Annotated in this window: 17 protein-coding genes; 7 read left to right on the top strand and 10 right to left on the bottom strand. The window is 72.4% G+C overall.

Annotated features, from left to right (window positions below; genetic code table 11):
* Positions 1 to 271 precede the first annotated feature (271 nt).
* Complete coding sequence (gene lon, locus F9C41_RS05095) at positions 272 to 2,635, top strand: endopeptidase La (protein WP_155385500.1); 2,364 nt, start codon at positions 272 to 274, stop codon at positions 2,633 to 2,635.
* 70 nt (positions 2,636 to 2,705) lie between these two features.
* Here lon and F9C41_RS05090 read toward each other — a convergent pair whose 3' ends face one another.
* Positions 2,706 to 2,909 carry a cold-shock protein gene (locus F9C41_RS05090; RefSeq protein WP_144124622.1) on the bottom strand — a complete coding sequence of 68 codons (204 nt, stop codon included), beginning with the start codon at positions 2,907 to 2,909 and terminating at the stop codon, positions 2,706 to 2,708.
* Between the two features lie 188 nt (positions 2,910 to 3,097).
* Between F9C41_RS05090 and F9C41_RS05085 the strand changes: the two genes are divergently transcribed.
* Positions 3,098 to 3,763 carry a class I SAM-dependent methyltransferase gene (locus tag F9C41_RS05085; protein ID WP_155385499.1) on the top strand — a complete coding sequence of 222 codons (666 nt, stop codon included), beginning with the start codon at positions 3,098 to 3,100 and terminating at the stop codon, positions 3,761 to 3,763.
* On the opposite strand, the gene F9C41_RS05080 is transcribed toward F9C41_RS05085, so the two are convergent.
* On the bottom strand, positions 3,760 to 4,509 hold the full coding sequence (locus F9C41_RS05080; RefSeq protein ID WP_155385498.1) for an AAA family ATPase: 750 nt from the start codon (positions 4,507 to 4,509) through the stop codon (positions 3,760 to 3,762). The genes F9C41_RS05085 and F9C41_RS05080 overlap by 4 nt on opposite strands.
* 71 nt (positions 4,510 to 4,580) lie before the next feature.
* Here F9C41_RS05080 and F9C41_RS05075 point away from each other — a divergent pair, with 71 nt between their 5' ends.
* On the top strand, positions 4,581 to 5,507 hold the full coding sequence (locus tag F9C41_RS05075) for a DUF5996 family protein (protein ID WP_155385497.1): 927 nt from the start codon (positions 4,581 to 4,583) through the stop codon (positions 5,505 to 5,507).
* 24 nt (positions 5,508 to 5,531) lie between these two features.
* Entirely contained in the window at positions 5,532 to 6,851 is a 1,320-nt protein-coding gene (locus F9C41_RS05070; protein ID WP_155385496.1) for a chloride channel protein, read from the top strand.
* A 139-nt stretch (positions 6,852 to 6,990) separates the two neighbouring features.
* Here the strand turns inward: F9C41_RS05070 and F9C41_RS05065 are convergent, their stop codons facing one another.
* From F9C41_RS05065 to dhaK, 7 genes are all read right to left on the bottom strand, one after another.
* Positions 6,991 to 8,448 carry a M1 family metallopeptidase gene (locus F9C41_RS05065; RefSeq protein WP_155385495.1) on the bottom strand — a complete coding sequence of 486 codons (1,458 nt, stop codon included), beginning with the start codon at positions 8,446 to 8,448 and terminating at the stop codon, positions 6,991 to 6,993.
* 19 nt (positions 8,449 to 8,467) lie between these two features.
* Positions 8,468 to 10,168 carry a glycerol-3-phosphate dehydrogenase/oxidase gene (locus tag F9C41_RS05060; protein WP_155385494.1) on the bottom strand — a complete coding sequence of 567 codons (1,701 nt, stop codon included), beginning with the start codon at positions 10,166 to 10,168 and terminating at the stop codon, positions 8,468 to 8,470.
* 10 nt (positions 10,169 to 10,178) lie between these two features.
* On the bottom strand, positions 10,179 to 11,696 hold the full coding sequence (glpK, locus tag F9C41_RS05055; protein WP_155385493.1) for a glycerol kinase GlpK: 1,518 nt from the start codon (positions 11,694 to 11,696) through the stop codon (positions 10,179 to 10,181).
* Positions 11,697 to 11,736: 40 nt separating this feature from the next.
* Positions 11,737 to 12,522 (bottom strand): MIP/aquaporin family protein, encoded by a 786-nt coding sequence (locus F9C41_RS05050; protein WP_230689447.1) that lies wholly within the window; start codon positions 12,520 to 12,522, stop codon positions 11,737 to 11,739.
* Positions 12,523 to 12,815: 293 nt separating this feature from the next.
* Entirely contained in the window at positions 12,816 to 14,420 is a 1,605-nt protein-coding gene (locus F9C41_RS05045) for a putative PEP-binding protein (RefSeq protein ID WP_155385491.1), read from the bottom strand.
* The gene (gene dhaL / locus F9C41_RS05040) at positions 14,417 to 15,058 is read right to left on the bottom strand and encodes a dihydroxyacetone kinase subunit DhaL (RefSeq protein WP_155385490.1); all 642 of its coding nucleotides are present in this window, start codon (positions 15,056 to 15,058) and stop codon (positions 14,417 to 14,419) included. Before dhaL ends, F9C41_RS05045 begins: the two co-directional genes overlap by 4 nt.
* The gene (dhaK, locus tag F9C41_RS05035) at positions 15,058 to 16,056 is read right to left on the bottom strand and encodes a dihydroxyacetone kinase subunit DhaK (RefSeq protein WP_155385489.1); all 999 of its coding nucleotides are present in this window, start codon (positions 16,054 to 16,056) and stop codon (positions 15,058 to 15,060) included. The genes dhaL and dhaK overlap by 1 nt, the downstream gene beginning before the upstream one ends.
* A gap of 155 nt (positions 16,057 to 16,211) precedes the next feature.
* On the opposite strand from dhaK, the gene dhaM reads away from it, so the two are divergent.
* Positions 16,212 to 16,604: a dihydroxyacetone kinase phosphoryl donor subunit DhaM gene (dhaM, locus tag F9C41_RS05030; protein WP_155385488.1), complete on the top strand. Its 393-nt coding sequence runs from the start codon at positions 16,212 to 16,214 to the stop codon at positions 16,602 to 16,604.
* Positions 16,588 to 16,848 (top strand): HPr family phosphocarrier protein, encoded by a 261-nt coding sequence (locus tag F9C41_RS05025; protein WP_155385487.1) that lies wholly within the window; start codon positions 16,588 to 16,590, stop codon positions 16,846 to 16,848. Before dhaM ends, F9C41_RS05025 begins: the two co-directional genes overlap by 17 nt.
* A 35-nt stretch (positions 16,849 to 16,883) precedes the next feature.
* On the opposite strand, the gene F9C41_RS05020 is transcribed toward F9C41_RS05025, so the two are convergent.
* Entirely contained in the window at positions 16,884 to 17,849 is a 966-nt protein-coding gene (locus F9C41_RS05020; protein WP_155385486.1) for an aldo/keto reductase, read from the bottom strand.
* 174 nt (positions 17,850 to 18,023) lie between these two features.
* Here F9C41_RS05020 and F9C41_RS05015 point away from each other — a divergent pair, with 174 nt between their 5' ends.
* On the top strand, positions 18,024 to 19,106 hold the full coding sequence (locus F9C41_RS05015) for an alpha/beta fold hydrolase (RefSeq protein WP_155385485.1): 1,083 nt from the start codon (positions 18,024 to 18,026) through the stop codon (positions 19,104 to 19,106).
* Positions 19,107 to 19,148: the final 42 nt, after the last annotated feature.

Raw genomic sequence — 19,148 nt, 5'->3', positions numbered from 1 at the left:
CGTCCGGAGTTGGCGAAGTCGAGCCCGCGATCCGGCCGGGGGCGCGCGGCCTCGACCGCCGCGTGGCCCTTGACGTCCGGCTTGCCAGGCACCTGCGCGAAAGCCGCTTCAAGATACGCACGACTGCCTGGCAAGTCGGATGACCTTGAAGCGGCGCGCGGGGTGCGCGATGTGGGAGTGGCGTAGATCACACCGTTTGGTTGAGGGAACAACCAAGGTCGTCCTGGACTTGAGTGGGTAAGACTCAAGTTCAGAATGGCAGGTGTCGACGATGACCACACTCCCCGTTCTTCCCCTGGACGACGCCGTTCTGCTGCCCGGCAACGTGGTGGCGGTGGCGCTCCAGCCGGACACCCAGGCCGCGATCGACGCGGCGCGGGCGTCCGGTGACAAGACCGTGCTGGCCGTGCCGCGCCTGGACGGCGAGTACGGCACGTACGGCGTGACCGCGGTGATCGAGAAGGTCGGCCGCCTCCCCAGCGGGGAGCGTGCCGCCGTGCTGCGCGGTGTGACCCGTGCCCGCATCGGCTCCGGTGTGCCCGGACCGGGCGCGGCGCTGTGGGTCGAGGCGACCCTGGTCACCGAGCCGGAACCGGCCGGCAAGGCCAAGGAGCTGGCCCGCGAGTACAAGGCCCTGGTCGTCGCCGAGCTGCAGCAGCGCGGCGCGTGGCAGGTCGTCGACGCCGTGGAGCGGATGACCGACCTGGGCGAGCTGGCCGACTCGGCCGGTTACGCCCCGTGGCTGACGCTGGCGCAGAAGGTGGAGCTGCTCGGCTCGCCGGACGTGACGGCGCGGCTGGAGCTGCTGGTCGGCTGGGCGCGGGCGCACGCGGCCGAGCAGGAGGTCTCCGAGAAGATCAACAGCGAGGTGCGCGAGGGGCTGGAGAAGTCCCAGCGCGAGTTCCTGCTGCGCCAGCAACTGGCCGCGATCCGCAAGGAGCTGGGTGAGGACGAGCCCGAGGGCTCGGCCGACTACCGGTCCCGGGTCGAGGCCGCCGACCTGCCCGCCAACGTCCGCGAGGCGGCCATGCGCGAGGTCGGCAAGCTGGAGCGCGCCAGCGACGCCTCACCCGAGACGAGCTGGATCCGCACCTGGCTGGACACGGTGCTGGAGATGCCGTGGAACGTGCGCACCGACGACAACACCGACCTCGCCGCCGCGCGGGCCGTGCTGGACGCCGACCACGCGGGCCTCGACGACGTCAAGGAGCGCATCCTGGAGTACCTGGCGGTGCGCAACCGCCGCGCGGCCCGCAACCTGGAGGTCGTGGGCGGACGCGGCTCCGGCGCGGTGCTGGCCCTCGCCGGTCCGCCCGGGGTGGGCAAGACCAGTCTCGGCGAGTCCGTCGCGCGGGCGCTCGGGCGCAAGTTCGTCCGGGTCTCGCTGGGCGGCGTGCGCGACGAGGCCGAGATCCGCGGCCACCGGCGCACCTACGTCGGCGCGCTGCCGGGCCGCCTGGTCCGGGCGCTGCGCGAGGCGGGTTCGATGAACCCGGTGGTGCTGCTGGACGAGGTCGACAAGATCTCCGCGGGGTACGCCGGCGACCCGGCCGCGGCCCTGCTCGAGGTCCTCGACCCGGCGCAGAACCACACCTTCCGGGACCACTACCTGGAGGTCGACCTCGACCTGTCCGACGTGCTGTTCCTGGCCACCGCGAACGTGGTGGAGACCATCCCCGGCCCGCTGCTGGACCGGATGGAGCTGGTCACCCTGGACGGTTACACCGAGCAGGAGAAGGTCGCCATCGCCCGGGACCACCTGCTGCCGCGGCAGCTCGACCGGGCCGGCCTGACCGCCGACGAGGTGTCCATCAGCGACGGCGCGCTGGGCGCGATCGCCGCCGAGCACACCCGTGAGGCGGGCGTACGCCAGCTGGAGCGCGCCCTGGCCCGCATCCTGCGCAAGGTCGCCGTCAAGCAGGCGGACGACAGCGCGCAGGTGCAGGTCGACAACGCCAACCTCAAGGAGTTCCTGGGCCGTCCCCGGTTCACGCCGGAGTCGGCGGAGCGCACCGCCACACCGGGTGTCGCGACCGGACTCGCGGTCACCGGCGCCGGCGGCGACGTGCTGTTCATCGAGGCGACCTCGATGGACGGTGAGCCGGGGCTGACCCTGACCGGCCAGCTCGGCGACGTGATGAAGGAGTCGGCGCACATCGCGCTGTCGTACCTGCGCTCGCACGGCCGCAAGCTGGGGCTGGACCCCAACGCGCTGGCCGGGCGGCGGATCCACCTGCACGTGCCCGCGGGCGCGGTGCCCAAGGACGGCCCGAGTGCCGGCATCACCATGGTCACCGCACTGGCGTCGCTCGCGTCCGGACGTCCGGTCCGGCCGGAGTTCGGGATGACCGGCGAGGTCACCCTGAACGGGCGGGTGCTGCCCATCGGCGGCGTCAAGCAGAAGCTGCTGGCGGCGCACCGGGCGGGCCTCACCGAGGTGATCATCCCGGCCCGCAACGAGCCGGATCTGGACGACGTGCCGGCCGACGTGCGCGAGGGTCTGACGATCCACGTGCTGTCCGATGTCGCCGACGTGCTGGCGCTGGCCCTGCGGCCGGCCGAGCCCGCCGACGGCGTGGCGCAGGCCGGTGGCGACACCAGCACCCCGGCGGAGCCGGCCCTGGCCGGAGCCTGACGCTCGGGGGCGAACGGGAAGGGCGTCCCCGTCACCTGTACGGTGACGGGGACGCCCTTTGCTGCACTGATCAGAGCGGGTGGACGTTGGCCGCCTGCGGGCCCTTCTGGCCCTGGGTGACCTCGAACTCGACCTGCTGGCCCTCCTGGAGCTCGCGGTATCCGCCACCGGAGATGGCGGAGTAGTGGACGAATACGTCCGCACCCCCGCCGTCCTGCTCGATGAAGCCGAAGCCCTTCTCAGCGTTGAACCACTTGACGGTGCCGGTTGCCATGAATCCCTCTCACGGGGCCGTCGACTCCCCGCACCGCACTGCGCGGTGCGGCCATTGCCCCACAACCGCTGACCCTAGCGCGCCATGCACGGGAAGGATGACTTTTGCCGACGAACAGGGCGATTCTGCGACCGATCGAGCGCCGCATCGGGCATGCTGGGCGAGTGACAGGTCGCGTTGATTACGCAATGCATGACCTCAAGGACAAAACACTTCCGGCGCACAGCGACGCGCTCGACCGGCTCTCGCTGACTCCGGTGCCCCTCGTGCCCGAGATCCGCCTGCACCTCGCGGTCGACGCGATCGTGTGGTGGGCCCGGATGGAAGCCGAGGCAGGGCAGGCCATGCCCACCCCGTTCTGGGCGTCCGCCTGGGCCGGCGGCCAGGGCGTGGCACGGTATGTGCTCGACAATCCCGAGGTGGCGCGCGGACGCCGGGTGCTCGACCTCGCCGCGGGTTCCGGCCTGGTCGGGATCGCGGCCGGGCTGGCCGGCGCGGCCACGGTGACCGCCAACGACATCGACCCGTACGCCATCGCGGCGGTCGAGCTCAACGCGCGGGCCAACGGGGTGACCGTGACAGGCCGACAGGGCGACCTGCTCGACGGCGACGGCGGCGACGCCGACCTGGTGCTGGCCGGCGACGTCTTCTACAGCGACGAGATGGCCGAGCGGGTGCTGCCGTTCCTGCGGCGGGCGGCCGACCGGGGCGCGGCGGTGTACGTCGGCGACCCGGGCCGGGACTACCTGCCCGCCAAGGAGCTGGTCCAGGTGGCGACCTACGACGCGGGCAGCGCGCTGACCTTCATCGACGCGCAGCTGAGCCGCATCAACGTGTTCCGGCTCGGCGGTTAGGCGTCCGGCCCGGACAGCAGGTGGTGCAGGTAGAGCTGCGGCTCGGCGAGGAACGAGCGGGTCAGTGACACCGGCTCGGCCTCGTCGAACCCGACCTGGGTGATCCCGCCCCCGGCGTCGAGCTGCAGGATCCGTGCCCCCGGCACGGCCAGCAGGATCGGCGAATGAGTCGCGATCACGAACTGCGAGCCCTGCGCCGTCAGCTCCTGGATGCGCGCGATGACGGCCAGGCAGCCGTACACCGACAGCGCGGCCTCCGGCTCGTCGAGCAGGTACAGCCCCTGCGGCCCGAACCGGAACGTGACCAGGTCCAGGAACGACTCGCCGTGCGAGCGCTCGTGCAGGCTGCGCCCGCCGTAGGAGCCCTGCACCTCCAGCCGCTCGATCTCCGTGGCGACGTTGTAGAACGACTCCGCCCGCAGGAAGAACCCGGTGCGCGGCTTGCGCAGCCCGCGGACCAGCGTCAGGTGCTCGCCGAGCACGGACTCGCTGGCCCGGGTGGCGAAGTCGAAGTTCTGCGAGCCGCCCTCGGGGTTGAATCCGGCCGCCACGGCGATCGCCTCGATCAGGGTCGACTTGCCGGTGCCGTTGTCGCCGACCAGGAACGTCACCTTCGGGTCCAGCTCCAGCCGCCCCGCCTTGCGCAGCCCCGCCACCGCCGGCAGCGCGAACGGGTACGCCGCCGCATCCACCCCGTCGTCGTCCAGCTCCACCCACCGCAGGAACCCGCCCGCCGCCTTCGCCATCGTCCGACCGTAACGCCGCCGACCCGGCCGAACGGCCGCCGCGCCCGCACCGGCTCCGGCATGCTGGGAACATGACCAGCAAGGGCGTCTGGCCGGCTTTGACGCTGGCGGAGTGGTCGGACACACGGGACACGCTGCACCTGTGGACCCAGGTGGTGGGCAAGGTGCGGCTGGCACTGGAGCCGATGATCAACCACTGGTGGCAGGTGCCGCTCTACGTGGACGTGCGCGGCTTCACCACGTCGCTGATGCCGTACGGCTCGGCCGGGTTGGAGATCACGTTCGACTTCCAGCGGCACGTGCTCGACCTGCGCACCACCGGCGGCGAGAGCCGTGAGGTGGAGCTGCGTCCGCGCAGCGTCGCGGACTTCTACGCGGCCGTGATGCAGGCGCTGGACTCGCTCGGCATGCCGGTCGACATCATGGCCCGGCCGGTGGAGCTGCCGGTCGCGATCCCGTTCGCCGACGACGAGCAGCACTGCTCCTACGACCCGGTGTACGCGCACCGGTTCTGGCTGGCGATGGTGCAGGCGCACCGGGTGTTCACCGCGTTCCGGGGCCGCTTCCAGGGCAAGGCGAGCCCGGTGCACCTGTTCTGGGGCGCGCTGGACCTCGCGGTGACCCGGTTCTCCGGCGAGGAGGCGCCACCGCACCCGGGCGGAGTGCCCAACTGCCCCGACCGGGTCGGCCGGCTGGCCTATGACCACGAGGTGAGCAGCTGCGGATTCTGGCCGGGCGGCGGCGCGGAGGGCGCGTTCTACTCGTACGCCTACCCCGAGCCGCCCGGCTTCCAGGCCTGGCCGGTCCTGCCCGAGCAGGCCGTCTACGACATGGAACTGGGCGAGTTCCTGCTCCCGTACGAGGTCGTGCGCACCGCCGACGATCCGGACGCGACCCTGATGGCGTTCCTGCAGTGCACCTACGAGGCCGCGGCCGAGCTCGCCGGCTGGGACCGGCACGCGCTGGAGGTGTCATCCGCCGTCTACGCCAGATCCTGAGGTGGGACCGCCTAGCGTGGTGACATGTCGGACTTGGCGCAGCAGGAGTCAGCGGATCGTGAGACGGCGCTGGTCCGGCGGCCGGAGTATCTGCGGGTCCTGGCGATCGCCGGGCTGCTGGGCGTGCCGGTGTCGCTGGTGGCCTTCGGTTTCCTGGCCGTGCTGCACGGGGCCGAGCACCGGCTCTGGCACGACCTCCCGTACGCGCTGACCGGCGGGGACACCCCGCCCTGGTGGTGGCCGCTGCCGCTGCTGGCGCTCGCCGGCCTCGGCGTCGGCGCGGTGGCCCGCTGGGCCCCTGGCCACGGCGGGCACACCCCAGCCGACGGCATGGGCGGCCCGCCGCCGACCCCCGCGCAACTGCCCTGGGTGCTGGTGGCGGCGCTGATCAGCCTGCCGCTGGGCGCGGTGCTCGGGCCAGAGGCGCCGCTGATCGCCGGCGGCGGCGGGCTGGCGCTGCTGGCCGCGCACGTCTTCGGCATCGAGCCCGGCAGCCGCCCGGCGATGGTCGTCAGCGGGGCGGGCGCGGCGGCCGCCATCGCCGCGATCTTCGGCAGCCCGGTGGTCGCCGCCGTACTGCTGATCGAGATGGTGCAGCTCAGCGGTGCGGCGCTGTCGGCGGTGGTGATCCCGTGCCTGCTGGCGGCGGGCGTCGGCTCGATCGTGTTCACCGGCCTGGGCCTGTGGTCAGGCCTGCCCATCGGCTCGCTGAACCTGCCGATCCCCGCCGTGCCCGTCCGGCCCGACCTCGGCGACCTGCTGTGGGCGCTGCCGCTGGCGGTCGTCGCCGCGGTCGGCATCCGGCTGGTACGCGGGCTCGCCAAGCACCTCGCCCCGCGGGTGGCCGCCCGGCCGGTGGAGTTGACCGTGCTCGCCGCGCTCGGCGTGGGCGCGTGCGCGGCCGCGTACGCGCTGATCACCGGGCGGTCCCCGGCGGAGGTCGCGCTGTCGGGCCAGCAGACGCTCGCGGCGATGGCGGCCGACCCCACGGTCTGGCCGGAGACCGCGCTGCTGGCCCTGGTCCTGCTCAAGGGCCTCGGCTACGCGCTGTCGCTGGCCGCGCTGCGCGGTGGCCCCATCTTCCCGGCGGTGACCCTGGGCGGCGTGCTCGGCGTGCTGGCCGGCCCGCTGCCCGGCTTCGGCGCGGTCCCGGCGATGGCGGCCGGCATGGCCGCGGCCACCGTCGCCATGCTGCCGCTGCCCGTCAGCGCCGTGGTCCTGGTCGTCCTGCTGCTGGGCCCGGCCGGCTTCAGCATGACCCCGGTCGTCCTCATCGCCACCGTGGTCGCCTTCATGACCGAACAGCTCGTCGAACACGGCCTCACCCGCCGCCGCCAGCCCTGACCTCACGCCCAGCCGAGCGCCGCGGCCCGCGCCCGGCGCACCCTGTTCGCACCTCTTAAAGAGTCGCGGCCTCCAGAGATGCCTGGTGCCGCGACTCTTTAAGAGGTGCGGCACCAGGGGAAGCGCGCAGCGCACGGTCCTATTCGGGGCGGGTCTTGCCGTAGAGCCAGGGTTGGAAGAAGGCGTCGAGGGGGCGGCCGGCGATGCGTTCGGACAGGGTCACGAACTCGGCGGTGCTGGCGTTGCCGTCGCGCTGCTCGGCGGTCCAGGTGCGCATGATGGTGAAGAACTTCTCGTCGCCGACGAGCTTGCGCAGGGCGTGCAGGGTCATCGCGCCGCGCTCGTAGACGCTGCTGGAGAAGATGCCGTCGCTGCCGGGGTCGGCGGTCGGCACCCGCCACATCCGGTCCTTGCGGTCGCGGTAGCGCCGGTCGAAGTGCTCCTGCACGGTGCGGCCGCCCTGGTGCTCGTCCCACAGCCACTCCGCGTACGTCGCGAAGCCCTCGTTGAGCCACATGTCGCGCCAGTTCTGCACCGAGACGCTGTCGCCGAACCACTGGTGCGCCAGTTCGTGCGCCAGGATGATCGTGTCCGGCCCCTTCTGCCAGGTCTTGGGCAGGTAGATGGGGCGGGTCTGGTTCTCCAGCTCGTCGGAGACCCGGTTGTCGCCGACCACGATGCCGCCGTACGCGTCGAACGGGTAGGGCCCGAACAGGCTCTCCAGGAAGTCGGCGACCTCGGGCGTCCGCGCCAGGTTGCGGTCGGCCTCGCCGGCCGGGACGCTCGACGCGATCGCGTAGATCACCGGCTTGCCCCGGTGCTCGGTCTGCGTCACCCGGTAGTCGCCGACGACCATGGTGGCCAGGTAGGAGGCCATCGGGGAGGTGACGTTCCAGCTCCAGGTGGTCCAGTCGCCGTCGGTCTTCTTCCCCTTGAGCACGCCGTTGCTCAGCCCGCTGAGCTTGCTCGGCACGGTCAGGTCGATGGTGTAGAGCGCCTTGTCCCGCGGGTGGTCGTTGACGGGGAACCAGGCCGCCGCGGACTGCGGCTCGCCGACCGCGACGGCGCCGTCGCGCCCGACGAAGAAGCCGTTGTGGTCGGCGTCGCGCTCGCGGGTCTCCCCCGGGTTGCCGCCGTACGTGACGACGGCGGTGAACGCCTGCCCCGAGTCGATGTGCTTCGACGGCGTGATCACCAGCTCGTCGCGGTCCCGCTTGACCTCGGCCGGATCCCCCTCGACCACGACGGAGTTCACGGTGAGGCCGATGAGGTCCAGGTGGAAGCGGTCCAGCGGCACGGTGGCCTTGGCCTTGACGGTGGCCGTGCCGTCGAGCCGCCCGGAGGCCGGGTCGAACTTCACCTTCAGCGCGTACGACGCGACGTCGTATCCGCCGTTGCCGTAGCTCGGGAAGTACGGGTCGCCGATGCCGGCCAGGTCGACCTCGGCCGGGGTGTCGCCCTCCAGGCCGGGCTCGATGCCCATCGGCCCCGGTTGGGCGGGCGGCGGCGACCCCGTGCACCCGCCCAGCAGCAGTGCGCCCGCCAGCAGCGTGGCGCTCCAGAACCTGACATCACGCACCACTGGGACAATTCGCATGAAATCACATTAGAGCCGGTCAACCAAGATCGGGGGCAGCCAGCCGAACCTGCTCCGCCGACTCGTCGTCGGGCTCCTGCTGCGACTGCCGCTCGGCCTGCACGCGCGCCGTGTAGACCTCGATCTCCTCCTCGATCTCCTTGTCGGACCAGCCCAGCACGCCGCCCATCAGGCGGGCCACCGTCGGGGCCGCCTGCACCCCGCGCGACCAGGTCTCGATCGACGCCCGGGTGCGCCGGGCCAGCACGTCGTCGACGTGCAGCGCGCCCTCGTGCGAGGCCGCGTAGACAGCCTCCGCGCCCAGGTAGTCGTCCGCTCCGGGCAGCGGATCGGCCAGCTCGGGATAATCGGCGACCAGCCGCAGCACCTCATGGATCATCGAGCCGTACCGGTTGAGCAGGTGCTCGATGCGCACCACGTGCAGTCCCGACTCCTGTGCCAGCAGGTGCCGCCGGTTCCACAGCACCTTGTAGCCCTCGGCCCCGGCCAGCGGCACCTCGTGCGTCATCGACTCCGGCACCCGCTGGTCCAGGCTGCGCACCGCCTCGTCGACCGCGTCCTTGCCCATCACCCGGTACGTCGTGTACTTGCCGCCGGCGATCACCACCAGGCCCGGCACCGGGTGCCCGACCAGGTGCTCGCGGGACAGCTTGCTGGTCTCCTCGGACTCCCCCGCCAGCAGCGGGCGCAGCCCGGCGTAGACGCCCTCCACGTCGGCCATGGTCAGCTTGGTGACCAACACCGAGTTCACGTGCTCCAGGATGTATTTGAGGTCGCGCGCGGTGGCCGCCGGGTGGGCCAGGTCCAGGTTCCAGTCGGTGTCGGTGGTGCCGACGATCCAGTGCCGGCCCCACGGGATCACGAACAGCACGCTCTTCTCGGTGCGCAGGATCAGCCCGGTGCGCGACTGGATGCGGTCGCGCGGCACCAGCAGGTGCACGCCCTTGGAGGCGCGCACGTGGAACTGCCCGCGGGTGTCGGCCATACGCTGTGTCTCGTCGGTCCACACGCCGGTCGCGTTGATCACCTGCTGGGCGCGGATGTCGTAGGTCTCGCCAGTGATGACGTCCTCGACGGTCGCGCCGACGACCCGCTCGCCCTCGCGCAGGAACTCGGTGATCCGGGCCCGGTTGGCCACCATCGCGCCGTAGGACGCCGCGGTGCGTACCACGGTCATGGTGTGCCGGGCGTCGTCGACCTGGCCGTCCCAGTACTGCACTGCCCCGACCAGCGAGGCCTTCTTCAGGCACGGCGCCTCACGCAGCGCCCGCCGGTGGCTCAGGTGCCGGTGGTGCGGCACCCCGCGGCCGTTGCCGGTGCCCAGGCCCATCACGTCGTACAGCAGCACGCCCGAGCCGACGTACGGCCGCTCCCACACGCGGTGGGTGAGCGGGTAGAGGAACTTCACCGGCTTGACCAGGTGCGGGGCGAGGCGGGTGAGCAGCAGTGCCCGTTCCTTCAGCGCCTCGGCGACCAGGCCGAAGTCCAGCATCTCCAGGTAGCGCAGGCCGCCGTGGATCAACTTGCTGGACCGGCTGGACGTGCCCGAGGCCCAGTCCCGCGCCTCGACCAGCCCAGTCGTCAAGCCCCGGGTCACCGCGTCCAGTGCCGCTCCGGCGCCGACCACGCCCCCACCGATCACCAGGATGTCCAGCTCACGAGCGGCCATGTCGGCCAGCGCCTGACGGCGCGACTCAGCGGAAAGCGCGACGACGTCCATCGTGGGCCCCTTACCCGACCTCGACCCAGTTCAGGGTCCGCTCGACGGCCTTCTTCCAGCCCTTGTAGCCCTCTTCGCGCTGCTCGTCGGTCCACGTCGGCAGCCAGCGCTGGTCCTCGTGCCACTGCTCGCGCAGCTGGTCGGTGTTCTGCCAGAAGCCGACCGCGAGCCCGGCCGCGTACGCCGCGCCCAGCGCCGTGGTCTCGGCGACCACCGGCTTGCTCACCGGCACGTTGAGGATGTCGGCCTGCAGCTGCATGCACAGCTTGTTCGCGGTGATGCCGCCGTCGACCTTGAGGAAGTCCAGCTTGACCCCGGAGTCCTTCTCCATCGCCTCGACCACGTCGCGCGACTGGTAGCAGATCGCCTCCAGGGCCGCGCGGGCCAGGTGCGCGTTGGTGTTGAAGCGGGACAGGCCCACGATCACCCCGCGGGCGTCGGAGCGCCAGTACGGCGCGAACAGGCCGGAGAACGCGGGCACGAAGTACATGCCGCCGTTGTCCTCGACCTGCCGGGCCAGCGACTCGCTCTGCGCGGCGCCGCTGATGATGCCGAGCTGGTCGCGCAGCCACTGGATGGCCGAGCCGGTCACCGCGATGGAGCCCTCCAGGGCGTACACCGCGGGCTGGTCGCCGAACTTGTAGCAGACCGTGGTCAGCAGGCCCGACTTCGAGCGCACCAGCTCGGTGCCGGTGTTGAGCAGCATGAAGTTACCGGTGCCGTAGGTGTTCTTCGCCTCGCCGGGCGCGAAGCACACCTGCCCGACCGTGGCCGCCTGCTGGTCGCCCAGCGACGCGGGCAGCGGGATCTCCCCCGCGAACGGTCCGCCGGCCCTGGTCATGCCGTACAACGACGGGTCCGACGACGGCCGGATCTCCGGCAGCATCGCGCGCGGGATGTCGAAGAACGACAGCAGCTCGTCGTCCCAGTCGAGGGTCTCCAGGTCCATCAGCATGGTGCGGCTGGCGTTGGTCACGTCGGTGATGTGCACGCCGCCGTCGGAGCCGCCGGTCAGGTACCACAGCGTCCAGGTGTCGGTGTTGCCGAACAGGGCGTCGCCGCGCTGTGCGGCCTCGCGTACGCCGTCGACGTTCTCCAGGATCCATTGGATCTTGCCGCCGGAGAAGTACGTCGCGGGCGGCAGCCCCGCCTTGCGCCGGATGGTGTCGCCACGGCCGTCGCGGTCCAGCGCGGAGGCGATGCGGTCGGTGCGGGTGTCCTGCCACACGATGGCGTTGTAGTAGGGCCGCCCGGTCCTGCGGTCCCACACCACGGTGGTCTCCCGCTGGTTGGTGATGCCGACCGCGGCCAGGTCGGAGGCCTGCAGCTTGCGCTGGGCCAGCGCCGTGCGGATGACGGCGCTGGTGCGCTCCCAGATCTCCAGCGGGTTGTGCTCCACCCAGCCCGCCTGCGGCAGGTACTGCTTGTGCTCCAGCTGGTGCTTGCCGACCTCGTTGCCGCCCCGGTCGAAGATCATGAACCGTGTGCTCGTCGTCCCCTGATCGATCGCACCCACGAAGTCAGCCATCTCGCGTCCTCTCCCTGAACGTCGTCTCGGTCGGCACGGCTCACGCGTCGTTCTCGGACGTGCCCGACTCCTTCACCCCGACCGTGCCGACCGGCGTGGTCGCCTCTTCCACCTGCTCCACCGTGAGATACCGGCCGATCAGAACCTGGTACAGCCAGGCGCCCAGGGCCCCGCCGATGAGTGGCGCGACGATCGGCACCCAGAAATACAGATTCCCATACTGATCTCTGAAGGCGGACTCGTAACCGGTCAGATAAGACGCCACCCGGGGCCCGAAGTCACGGGCCGGGTTGATCGCGTAGCCGGCCGCGGTGCCCCAGGCCATGCCGATCCCGACGATCAGCAGACCGATCATCAGCGGGGCCAGGTTGGCCAGCGGTGGCAGGTTGAGCAGGTCGGTCAGCGCCAGCACCACGAACAGCAGGATCGCCGTGCCGATGACCTGGTCGCGGAACGCGCCCCAGGTGCCGATCGGCAGCGAGCCGTTGCCGGGCAGGGTGGAGAAGACGCCCTGCGTCTTGATCGTGAGGCCGGGGTCGACCTTGTGCAGCACCTCGGTGTAGTTCCACCGGACGATGAGCGCCGCCACGAACGCGCCCAGGAACTGCGCGACGATGTAGGGCAGCACCTTAACCCAGGGGAACCCCTTGAAGAGTGCCAGCGAGAACGTCACCGCCGGATTGAGGTGCCCGCCGCTGATGCGCGCGGCGACGTAGACACCCATGGTCACGCCCAGGCCCCACGCCCAGGCGATGCTGTCGTGGTCGCCGAGGCCGCCGCCGACGACCTGGGCCACCACGCCGACGCCGAACAAAATCAGGATCATGGTGCCGGCGAACTCCGCGCTCAGCTCGCGCCACAGACACTTGGTGGCGCTCACCTTCTCTGCCGTCCCGGAACTTGCCATGTCTGTCCGCCCCCCAGAGGTGTCCGCGGGTAGGGGCGGCGAGGCCGTGCGGCGCGCGTACGTCGTGTGCCGTCGCGGCAGGAAAACCGCCGCCGACCACCGAAAACGGCGATCCACTCGCGCTACGTGTCCAGCATAGAACGAATCGCGTCCAGCCTAGATCGCTCTCCGATACCCGCTGCCGGGTATGCGATCGTCGGGGGTGATGCGTACTAAATGGGTTTTATGTCGTCCGGCCGGGACGGGTCCAGCGTCGTGTCACGAACGACCGCCCGCACCTCGTCCAGCGCCGTCGGCGCGGCAGAAAGGGTCCGGCAGCCCGTAGACAGCAGCAGCGGCACCAGGGCCGGGTCACCGGCGGCGTCGCCGCACACCGACACGTCCCGGTCGTGCCTGCGGCCCGCGCGCACCACCGCCACGACCGCGGCCAGCACCACCGGGTCCGCGATCCGGCCGGGGGTCAGCGCCGGATCGCGCCGATCCAGCCCGAGCAGCGACGCGGTCAGGTCGTTGCTGCCGATCGACAGGAAGTCGGCGGCGGCCGCCAGCTCGTCGATCACCACCACCGCCTCCGGCAACTCGATCATCGCGCCCAGCGGCGGCGACGGCACCCCGCGCTCGGCCGCCGCGGCGTCCAGCAGCTCGCGGCACCGGTCCAGCTGGGCCACCGAGACGACCATCGGGATCATGACGCGCAGCAGCGCGCCGTCGGCCTCGTCCAGGATCGCCGCGAACTGGTCCGCCAGCGTCTGCGGGGTGTCCAGCATCAGTTCCAGCCCGCGGTGACGCGACGAGGTGCCCCACAGGAACGGCGGCAGCTTGTCCGGTGCGAAGTCGAGGGTGCGCACGGTGGCCCGGTGCCCGGCCAGCGCCGCCAGCACCGGCCGCAGCGCCGCCGCGTGCTCGGACCGGGTCGGCCAGTGCGCCGTGTGCAGGAAGGCCACCTCGGTGCGGATCAGCCCGGACCCCTGCGCCCCGGCGGCCAGGCCCGCGACCGCGTCCGCCGCGGTCGACACGTTGACCAGCAGCGTCACCGGGGTGCCGTCCCTGGTCACCGCGGGCTGGTCGCGCAGCGCCGCCAGCTCCTCGCGGCGCAGCCGCGCCGCCGTGGCGGCCCGCCGGGCGGCCTCCACCCGGTGCGTCGTCGGCGACACGGTCAGCGTCGCCACGACCGCGTCGAGCACCGCCTCCCGGCCCGCCGACGACGCCGGCACGTTCACCCCGAACAGCAGCGGCACCCCCAGCGCCCGCGCCACGATCGCCACGTGCGCGTTCGGCCCGCCCAGCCGCGACACCCCGCCCACCACCGGCACCGCCGGGTCGAGCAGGTCGTCGGCGCCCAGCTCCTCGGCGACCAGGATCACCGGCTCGTCGCCCGGCCCCGTGGGCTGCCCGACCCCGGACCGCAGCTGCTCGACCACACGGCGGCCGATCTGGCGTACGTCGGCGGCGCGCGCGGCCAGCGTCGGGTCCGACAGCGCGGCCAGCACCCCCGCGTACCGCTCCGCCGCGTCGAGCACCGCCCGGTCCGCCGGGGTGTTGTTCTCGACCCCGCCGATCGCGGCGGAACGCAGATCGGGGTCGTCGGCGATGAGCGCGGTCGCCTCCAGGATGTCGGCGGGCGTGCCGCTATCGCCACGGGCGCGCATGTTCTGCGCGGTGCAGCGCAGCCGGGCCGCGACCGCGTCGAACGCCGCCCCGACCTGGTCCGGGGTGGCGGACACCGATTCGCCGTTGGTCCCGTACGCCAGATGGCGCAGCCGGCCCACCGCGACGCCGGGCGCGCCCGCGACCCCGCAGTAGACCTCGGGCCTCATGGCGCGGTGGCGTCGGCCAGGGCCTGGAAGATCAGCCAGGTCGAGGTCGCGCCCGGGTCCTGGTGCCCGATGCTGCGCTCGCCGAGATACGACGCGCGCCCCTTGCGGGCCTGCAGCGGCACCGTGGCCCGCACGCCGTCGGCAGCGGCCTCCGCGGCGGCCCGGGCGGCCGCGGCCAGCCCGCCGTCACCGTCCTGCCCGTGCTGGCGCAGCGCCGCGTCGTAGGCGTCCACCGCCGGCAGGTACGCGTCCACGATGGTCTTGTCGCCCGGCGCGGCCCCGCCCAGTTTGCGCAGCGCGTCCAGGCCCGCGCGCAGCCCGGCCCCGAACGCCGCGGCGTCCACCTCGGGACCCTCCGGCAGCGACTTGCCCAGCGCCCGCAGCGCGCTGCCGTACAGCGGCCCCGCCGCGCCGCCGACCTTCGACACCAGCGTCGATCCGGCCAGCGTGAACACCGCGCCGACCCCGTCGGGCGCGGCCCCGGCCAGCGCGGTGCGCACCGCGCCGAAGCCGCGGTTCATGTTGACGCCGTGATCGGAGTCGCCGATCGCGGCGTCCAGCGTGGTCAGCTGATCGGCCTCGGCCGCGATGGCATCCGCGGCCGTGTCCAGCCAGGCCTTGGCGAGCGCGACGTCCATCAGACGCCCCAGCGCAGCGCCGGCGTACGCACCGGGGCGTCCCACAGCCGCAGCAGCTCCGGATCGGCCCGGCACACCGTCAACGACATGCCGGCCATGTCCAGGCTGGTCACGTAGTTGCCGACGAGATTGCGCGCGATGCGCACCCCGGCCGACTCCAGCAGCCCGGCGAACTCGCCGTAGAGCAGGTAAAGCTCGATCAGCGGAGTCGCGCCCAGCCCGTTCATCAGCACGATCGCGTCCTCGCCCGCGGCGACCGGTTTGGCCGCGAGGATCGCCTCCAGCGTCATCGTGGCGATGTCGCGGGCGGGCAGCAGCTTCTCGCGGCGGCGGCCGGGCTCGCCGTGGATGCCGACGCCGACCTCCATCTCGTCCTCGCCCAGCTCGAACCCGGGCCGTCCCGCAGCGGGCGTGGTGCACGGGGTCAGCGCGATCGCGAACGAGGCGCTGGCCTCGTTGACGCGGGTGCCCAGCGCGGCGACCGACACCGCGTCGCCGCCCTCCTCGGCCAGCGCACCGGCGATCTTCTCGACCAGCATCGTCGCGCCGGTGCCGCGGCGGCCCGCGGTCCAGGTGGAGTCCTCCACCGCCACGTCGTCGTCGACCAGCACCGAGTGCACCTCGATGCCCTCGTCAGCGGACAGCTCCGCGGCCATCTGGAAGTTCATGACGTCGCCGGTGTAGTTCTTCACGATGTGCACCACGCCCGACCCGCCGTCGACCGCCTTCGCCGCGGCGAGGATCTGGTCGGGCACGGGCGAGGTGAACACCTCACCGGGACACGCCGCGTCGAGCATGCCCAGCCCCACGAATCCGGCATGCAGGGGCTCGTGGCCCGACCCGCCGCCGGAGATCAGGCCGACCTTGCCGGCCCGGGGCGCGTCGGCCCGGACCACTATCTGCTGCTCCAGGTCCACCCGCAGCTCCGGGTGGGCGGCGGCCAGGCCCACCAGCGCCTCACGGACCACCGCATCGGGGTGGTTGATGAACTTCTTCACGGCCGGGCTCCCTTCACTGCGCTGGTGGCTCGTCCCGGGCGCATCCCAGCGGCCCGGGGCGCGACCGTCGCGCCGCCGGTGGGCGTCGTAAGTCCATCCTGCCCCGACCGGCGGCACTGCGCCCGGTTTACCGGCCCGCGGGCTACCATCCCCACATGAGCGGCACCGTGGGCCTGGTCCTCGTCTCGCACAGCCCCGATCTGGCCGCCGGTCTGCGCGACCTGCTCCGCCAGGTGGCCGGCGACGCGGTCGCGGTCACCGTCGCGGGCGGCGACGACGACGGCGGCCTGGGCACCTCGTACGAGCTGATCCGCGACGCGATCGCCGAGGCCGGCTCCGGCGAGGGCGTGGTCGTCCTGCCCGACCTGGGCAGCTCGGTGCTGACCGCGAAGGCCCTGCTGGAGCAGCACCCGGACCCCAAGGTGCGCCTGGTCGACGCCCCCTTCGTGGAGGGCGCGGTCGCCGCCGCCGTCATCGCGGCCACCGGCGCCGACCTGGACGCGGTCGTCGACGCCGCGGAGGAGGCCTGGCATGCCAGAAAGCTCTGAGACCACCGTGGTCCTGCCCGCCCACCTGCACGCCCGCCCCGCCGGCCAGGTCGTCGTCACCGCCGCCAAGTTCACCAGCGCCGTGGAGATCGTCTACGGCGCCAAGACCGCCAACGCCCGCGGCGTCCTCGCCCTCCTGGCCCTCGGCGCCACCGCCGGCGAAACCGTCACCGTCCGCGCCACCGGCCCCGACGCCCCCCAAGCCGCCGAAGCCGTGGCCACCGCCCTCCGCACCACTGCCTGAAGGAACGGTGCCCGGGTCGGCCGGGTGAGGCGGTGTCACTGCCAGGGCAGCGTGGCGCGATGTTTCCAGTACTGCTCGGCGGGCTCGGCCGGCGTCGACAACCGCGCGAGCTGGTCGTCGGACAGTTCCAGACGGGCCGCGACCAGGTTAGTCGCCAGCTGCGCGGTAGTGGCCGCGCCCGACAGCACGACCTGGGCCCACGGCTGGTGCAGCACGGCCGCCAGCGCCACCGCGTCCTGCGGCGCGCCCACCTCTGCCGCCACCTCTGCCAGCGCACCCAGCTCCGGCGACGGCTCGGCCAGCCGTCCGTTGGCCATCGCCTCCTTGACGATCACGTGGCACCCGGCGGCACGGGCGGCAGCCAGCGCCCGGCCGGCGGACGGTTCGAGCACGTTCCAGGTGGCCTGCACGCTGCGGAACAGCGGCATCCCGTCGACCTCGATCCGCAGCGCCGCGTCGATCGCGTCCGCCTGCCGGGGTCCGCTGCTGGAGAAGCCCACGGTCACGCCGGTCGCGGCCAGGTCGGCCAGGCGCCGGTGCAACGCGGTATCGGCCAGCGCCGGGCTCTCCACGGTCAGCGAATGGATCTGGTACAGGTCCAGCCGCTCCCCCAGCAGTTCCCGCGTCTCGGCCAGCTGGCGTTCGTACACGGCGAGCCCGTGGTCCTTGGTCTCATGCACCTCGGCGTCGACCCGCCAGTCCCCGGTGTACGTGTAACCCCACTTGCTCCCGACCACCATGTCGGGCACGTCCCGCGTGCTCAGCCACCCGGCGAGGAACTCCTCGGCGAGGCCGTACGAGCGCGCCGCGTCGGCGTACCGCACCCCGGCGGCGTACGCCGCGTCGAGCAGCTCGTACGTACGTTCCCGCAGCGCCTCGACGGTCCGCTCGACGAGGTCCCGCTCCCGGTGCAGGTTGATGTATCCCGGCCGCCCCACCGCGGCCAGCCCGAACCCGAGCCGGGCGACGGGGCTGCTCAGGTCGAGCCGTTCCAGCGACATGCCTACATCATTGCGCCCGCACCGTCGGGCGTCGATCCGACTTCCCGCAGAACCGGTCCGGCCCGCCGCGCCGACCGGTAGCGTCCGAGCTGGGTATACGAGTCCGCGCGCGTCCACGCCGCGGTGGTCTGCGGCACGCGCTCACCTCCGTCGACACCTCACGGGAGGTTCCGGATGGTCGACCGGCGCACGTTCAGCAAGATCCTCGGCTCCGGGGCGGTGGCCGCCCTGGGCGGCCTCGCGGTGCCGCCGGCCACGGCACGCGCGGCGGATCCGGCCCGCGCCGAGGGCACCGCGCACGCGGCCGGTGGGTTCGGCGCGAGCGGTCTCACGGCCGACGCGACGACGCCGACGCAGCCCGAGTTCGGCCCGGTGCGCCAGATTGACGCGGGCGAGCTGAACGTCGGCTACGTCGAGACCGGCCCCGCCGACGGTCGCCCGGTGTTCCTGCTGCACGGCTGGCCGTACGACATCCACAGCTACACCGCCGTCGCGCCGCTGCTGGCCGCCAAGGGCTACCGGGCGATCGTGCCGTACCTGCGCGGCCACGGCACGACGCGGTTCCGGGATGCGGCGACGCCCCGCACCGCGGAGCAGTCGGCCTTCGCCCTCGATCTGGTCGCGCTGATGGACGCCCTCGGCATCCGGCAGGCGCTGCTGGCCGGGTTCGACTGGGGTTCGCGTACCGCCGACATCGTGGCCGCGCTGTGGCCGGCGCGGGTCAAGGCGCTGGTCTCGGTGTCCGGCTACCTGATCACGAACCGGGAGGCCAACAAGCAGCCGCTGCCCCCGAAGGCCGAGTGGGCGTGGTGGTACCAGTACTACTTCAGCACCGAGCGTGGCCGGTTGGGCCTCGACAGGAACCGGCACGACCTGGCGAAGCTGATCTGGGCCTACGCCTCCCCGACGTGGAAGTTCGACGACGCGACCTTCGACCGCACCGCGGCGGCCTTCGACAACCCGGACTACGTGCCGATCGTGATCGGCAACTACCGCTGGCGGCTGAGCCTGGCGCAGGGCGACCCGCGCCACGACGAGCTGGAGGCGCAGCTGGCGAAGAGCCCGACGATCGGGGTCGCCACGATCACGATCGACGGGCAGGAGGACCCGTTCGTGCCGCCCGGCGACGGCGCGGCCTACCGCGCGAAGTTCACCGGCGCCTACGAGCACCGAGCACTGCAAGGCATCGGCCATAACGTGCCCCAGGAGGCCCCGGAGCCTTTCGCGCAGGCCGTCATGGACGCCGACCGGCTCTGACCGCGTTCGCCGCCTCGAACACGCAGCTCAACGCCCTCAAAT

Source organism: Catellatospora paridis, from assembly GCF_009720365.1.
Lineage (GTDB): Bacteria > Actinomycetota > Actinomycetes > Mycobacteriales > Micromonosporaceae > Catellatospora > Catellatospora paridis.
This window is presented reverse-complemented; position numbering and strand designations above follow the sequence as displayed.

Bases quoted from the DNA above. Each gene is read 5' to 3' on its own strand.
- lon (WP_155385500.1), top strand. From the start codon at position 272: ATGACCACACTCCCCGTTCTTCCCCTGGACGACGCCGTTCTGCTGCCC.
- F9C41_RS05090 (WP_144124622.1), bottom strand. From the start codon at position 2,909: ATGGCAACCGGCACCGTCAAGTGGTTCAACGCTGAGAAGGGCTTCGGC.
- F9C41_RS05085 (WP_155385499.1), top strand. From the start codon at position 3,098: ATGCATGACCTCAAGGACAAAACACTTCCGGCGCACAGCGACGCGCTC.
- F9C41_RS05080 (WP_155385498.1), bottom strand. From the start codon at position 4,509: ATGGCGAAGGCGGCGGGCGGGTTCCTGCGGTGGGTGGAGCTGGACGAC.
- F9C41_RS05075 (WP_155385497.1), top strand. From the start codon at position 4,581: ATGACCAGCAAGGGCGTCTGGCCGGCTTTGACGCTGGCGGAGTGGTCG.
- F9C41_RS05070 (WP_155385496.1), top strand. From the start codon at position 5,532: ATGTCGGACTTGGCGCAGCAGGAGTCAGCGGATCGTGAGACGGCGCTG.
- F9C41_RS05065 (WP_155385495.1), bottom strand. From the start codon at position 8,448: ATGCGAATTGTCCCAGTGGTGCGTGATGTCAGGTTCTGGAGCGCCACG.
- F9C41_RS05060 (WP_155385494.1), bottom strand. From the start codon at position 10,168: ATGGACGTCGTCGCGCTTTCCGCTGAGTCGCGCCGTCAGGCGCTGGCC.
- glpK (WP_155385493.1), bottom strand. From the start codon at position 11,696: ATGGCTGACTTCGTGGGTGCGATCGATCAGGGGACGACGAGCACACGG.
- F9C41_RS05050 (WP_230689447.1), bottom strand. From the start codon at position 12,522: ATGATCCTGATTTTGTTCGGCGTCGGCGTGGTGGCCCAGGTCGTCGGC.
- F9C41_RS05045 (WP_155385491.1), bottom strand. From the start codon at position 14,420: ATGAGGCCCGAGGTCTACTGCGGGGTCGCGGGCGCGCCCGGCGTCGCG.
- dhaL (WP_155385490.1), bottom strand. From the start codon at position 15,058: ATGGACGTCGCGCTCGCCAAGGCCTGGCTGGACACGGCCGCGGATGCC.
- dhaM (WP_155385488.1), top strand. From the start codon at position 16,212: ATGAGCGGCACCGTGGGCCTGGTCCTCGTCTCGCACAGCCCCGATCTG.
- F9C41_RS05025 (WP_155385487.1), top strand. From the start codon at position 16,588: ATGCCAGAAAGCTCTGAGACCACCGTGGTCCTGCCCGCCCACCTGCAC.
- F9C41_RS05020 (WP_155385486.1), bottom strand. From the start codon at position 17,849: ATGTCGCTGGAACGGCTCGACCTGAGCAGCCCCGTCGCCCGGCTCGGG.
- F9C41_RS05015 (WP_155385485.1), top strand. From the start codon at position 18,024: ATGGTCGACCGGCGCACGTTCAGCAAGATCCTCGGCTCCGGGGCGGTG.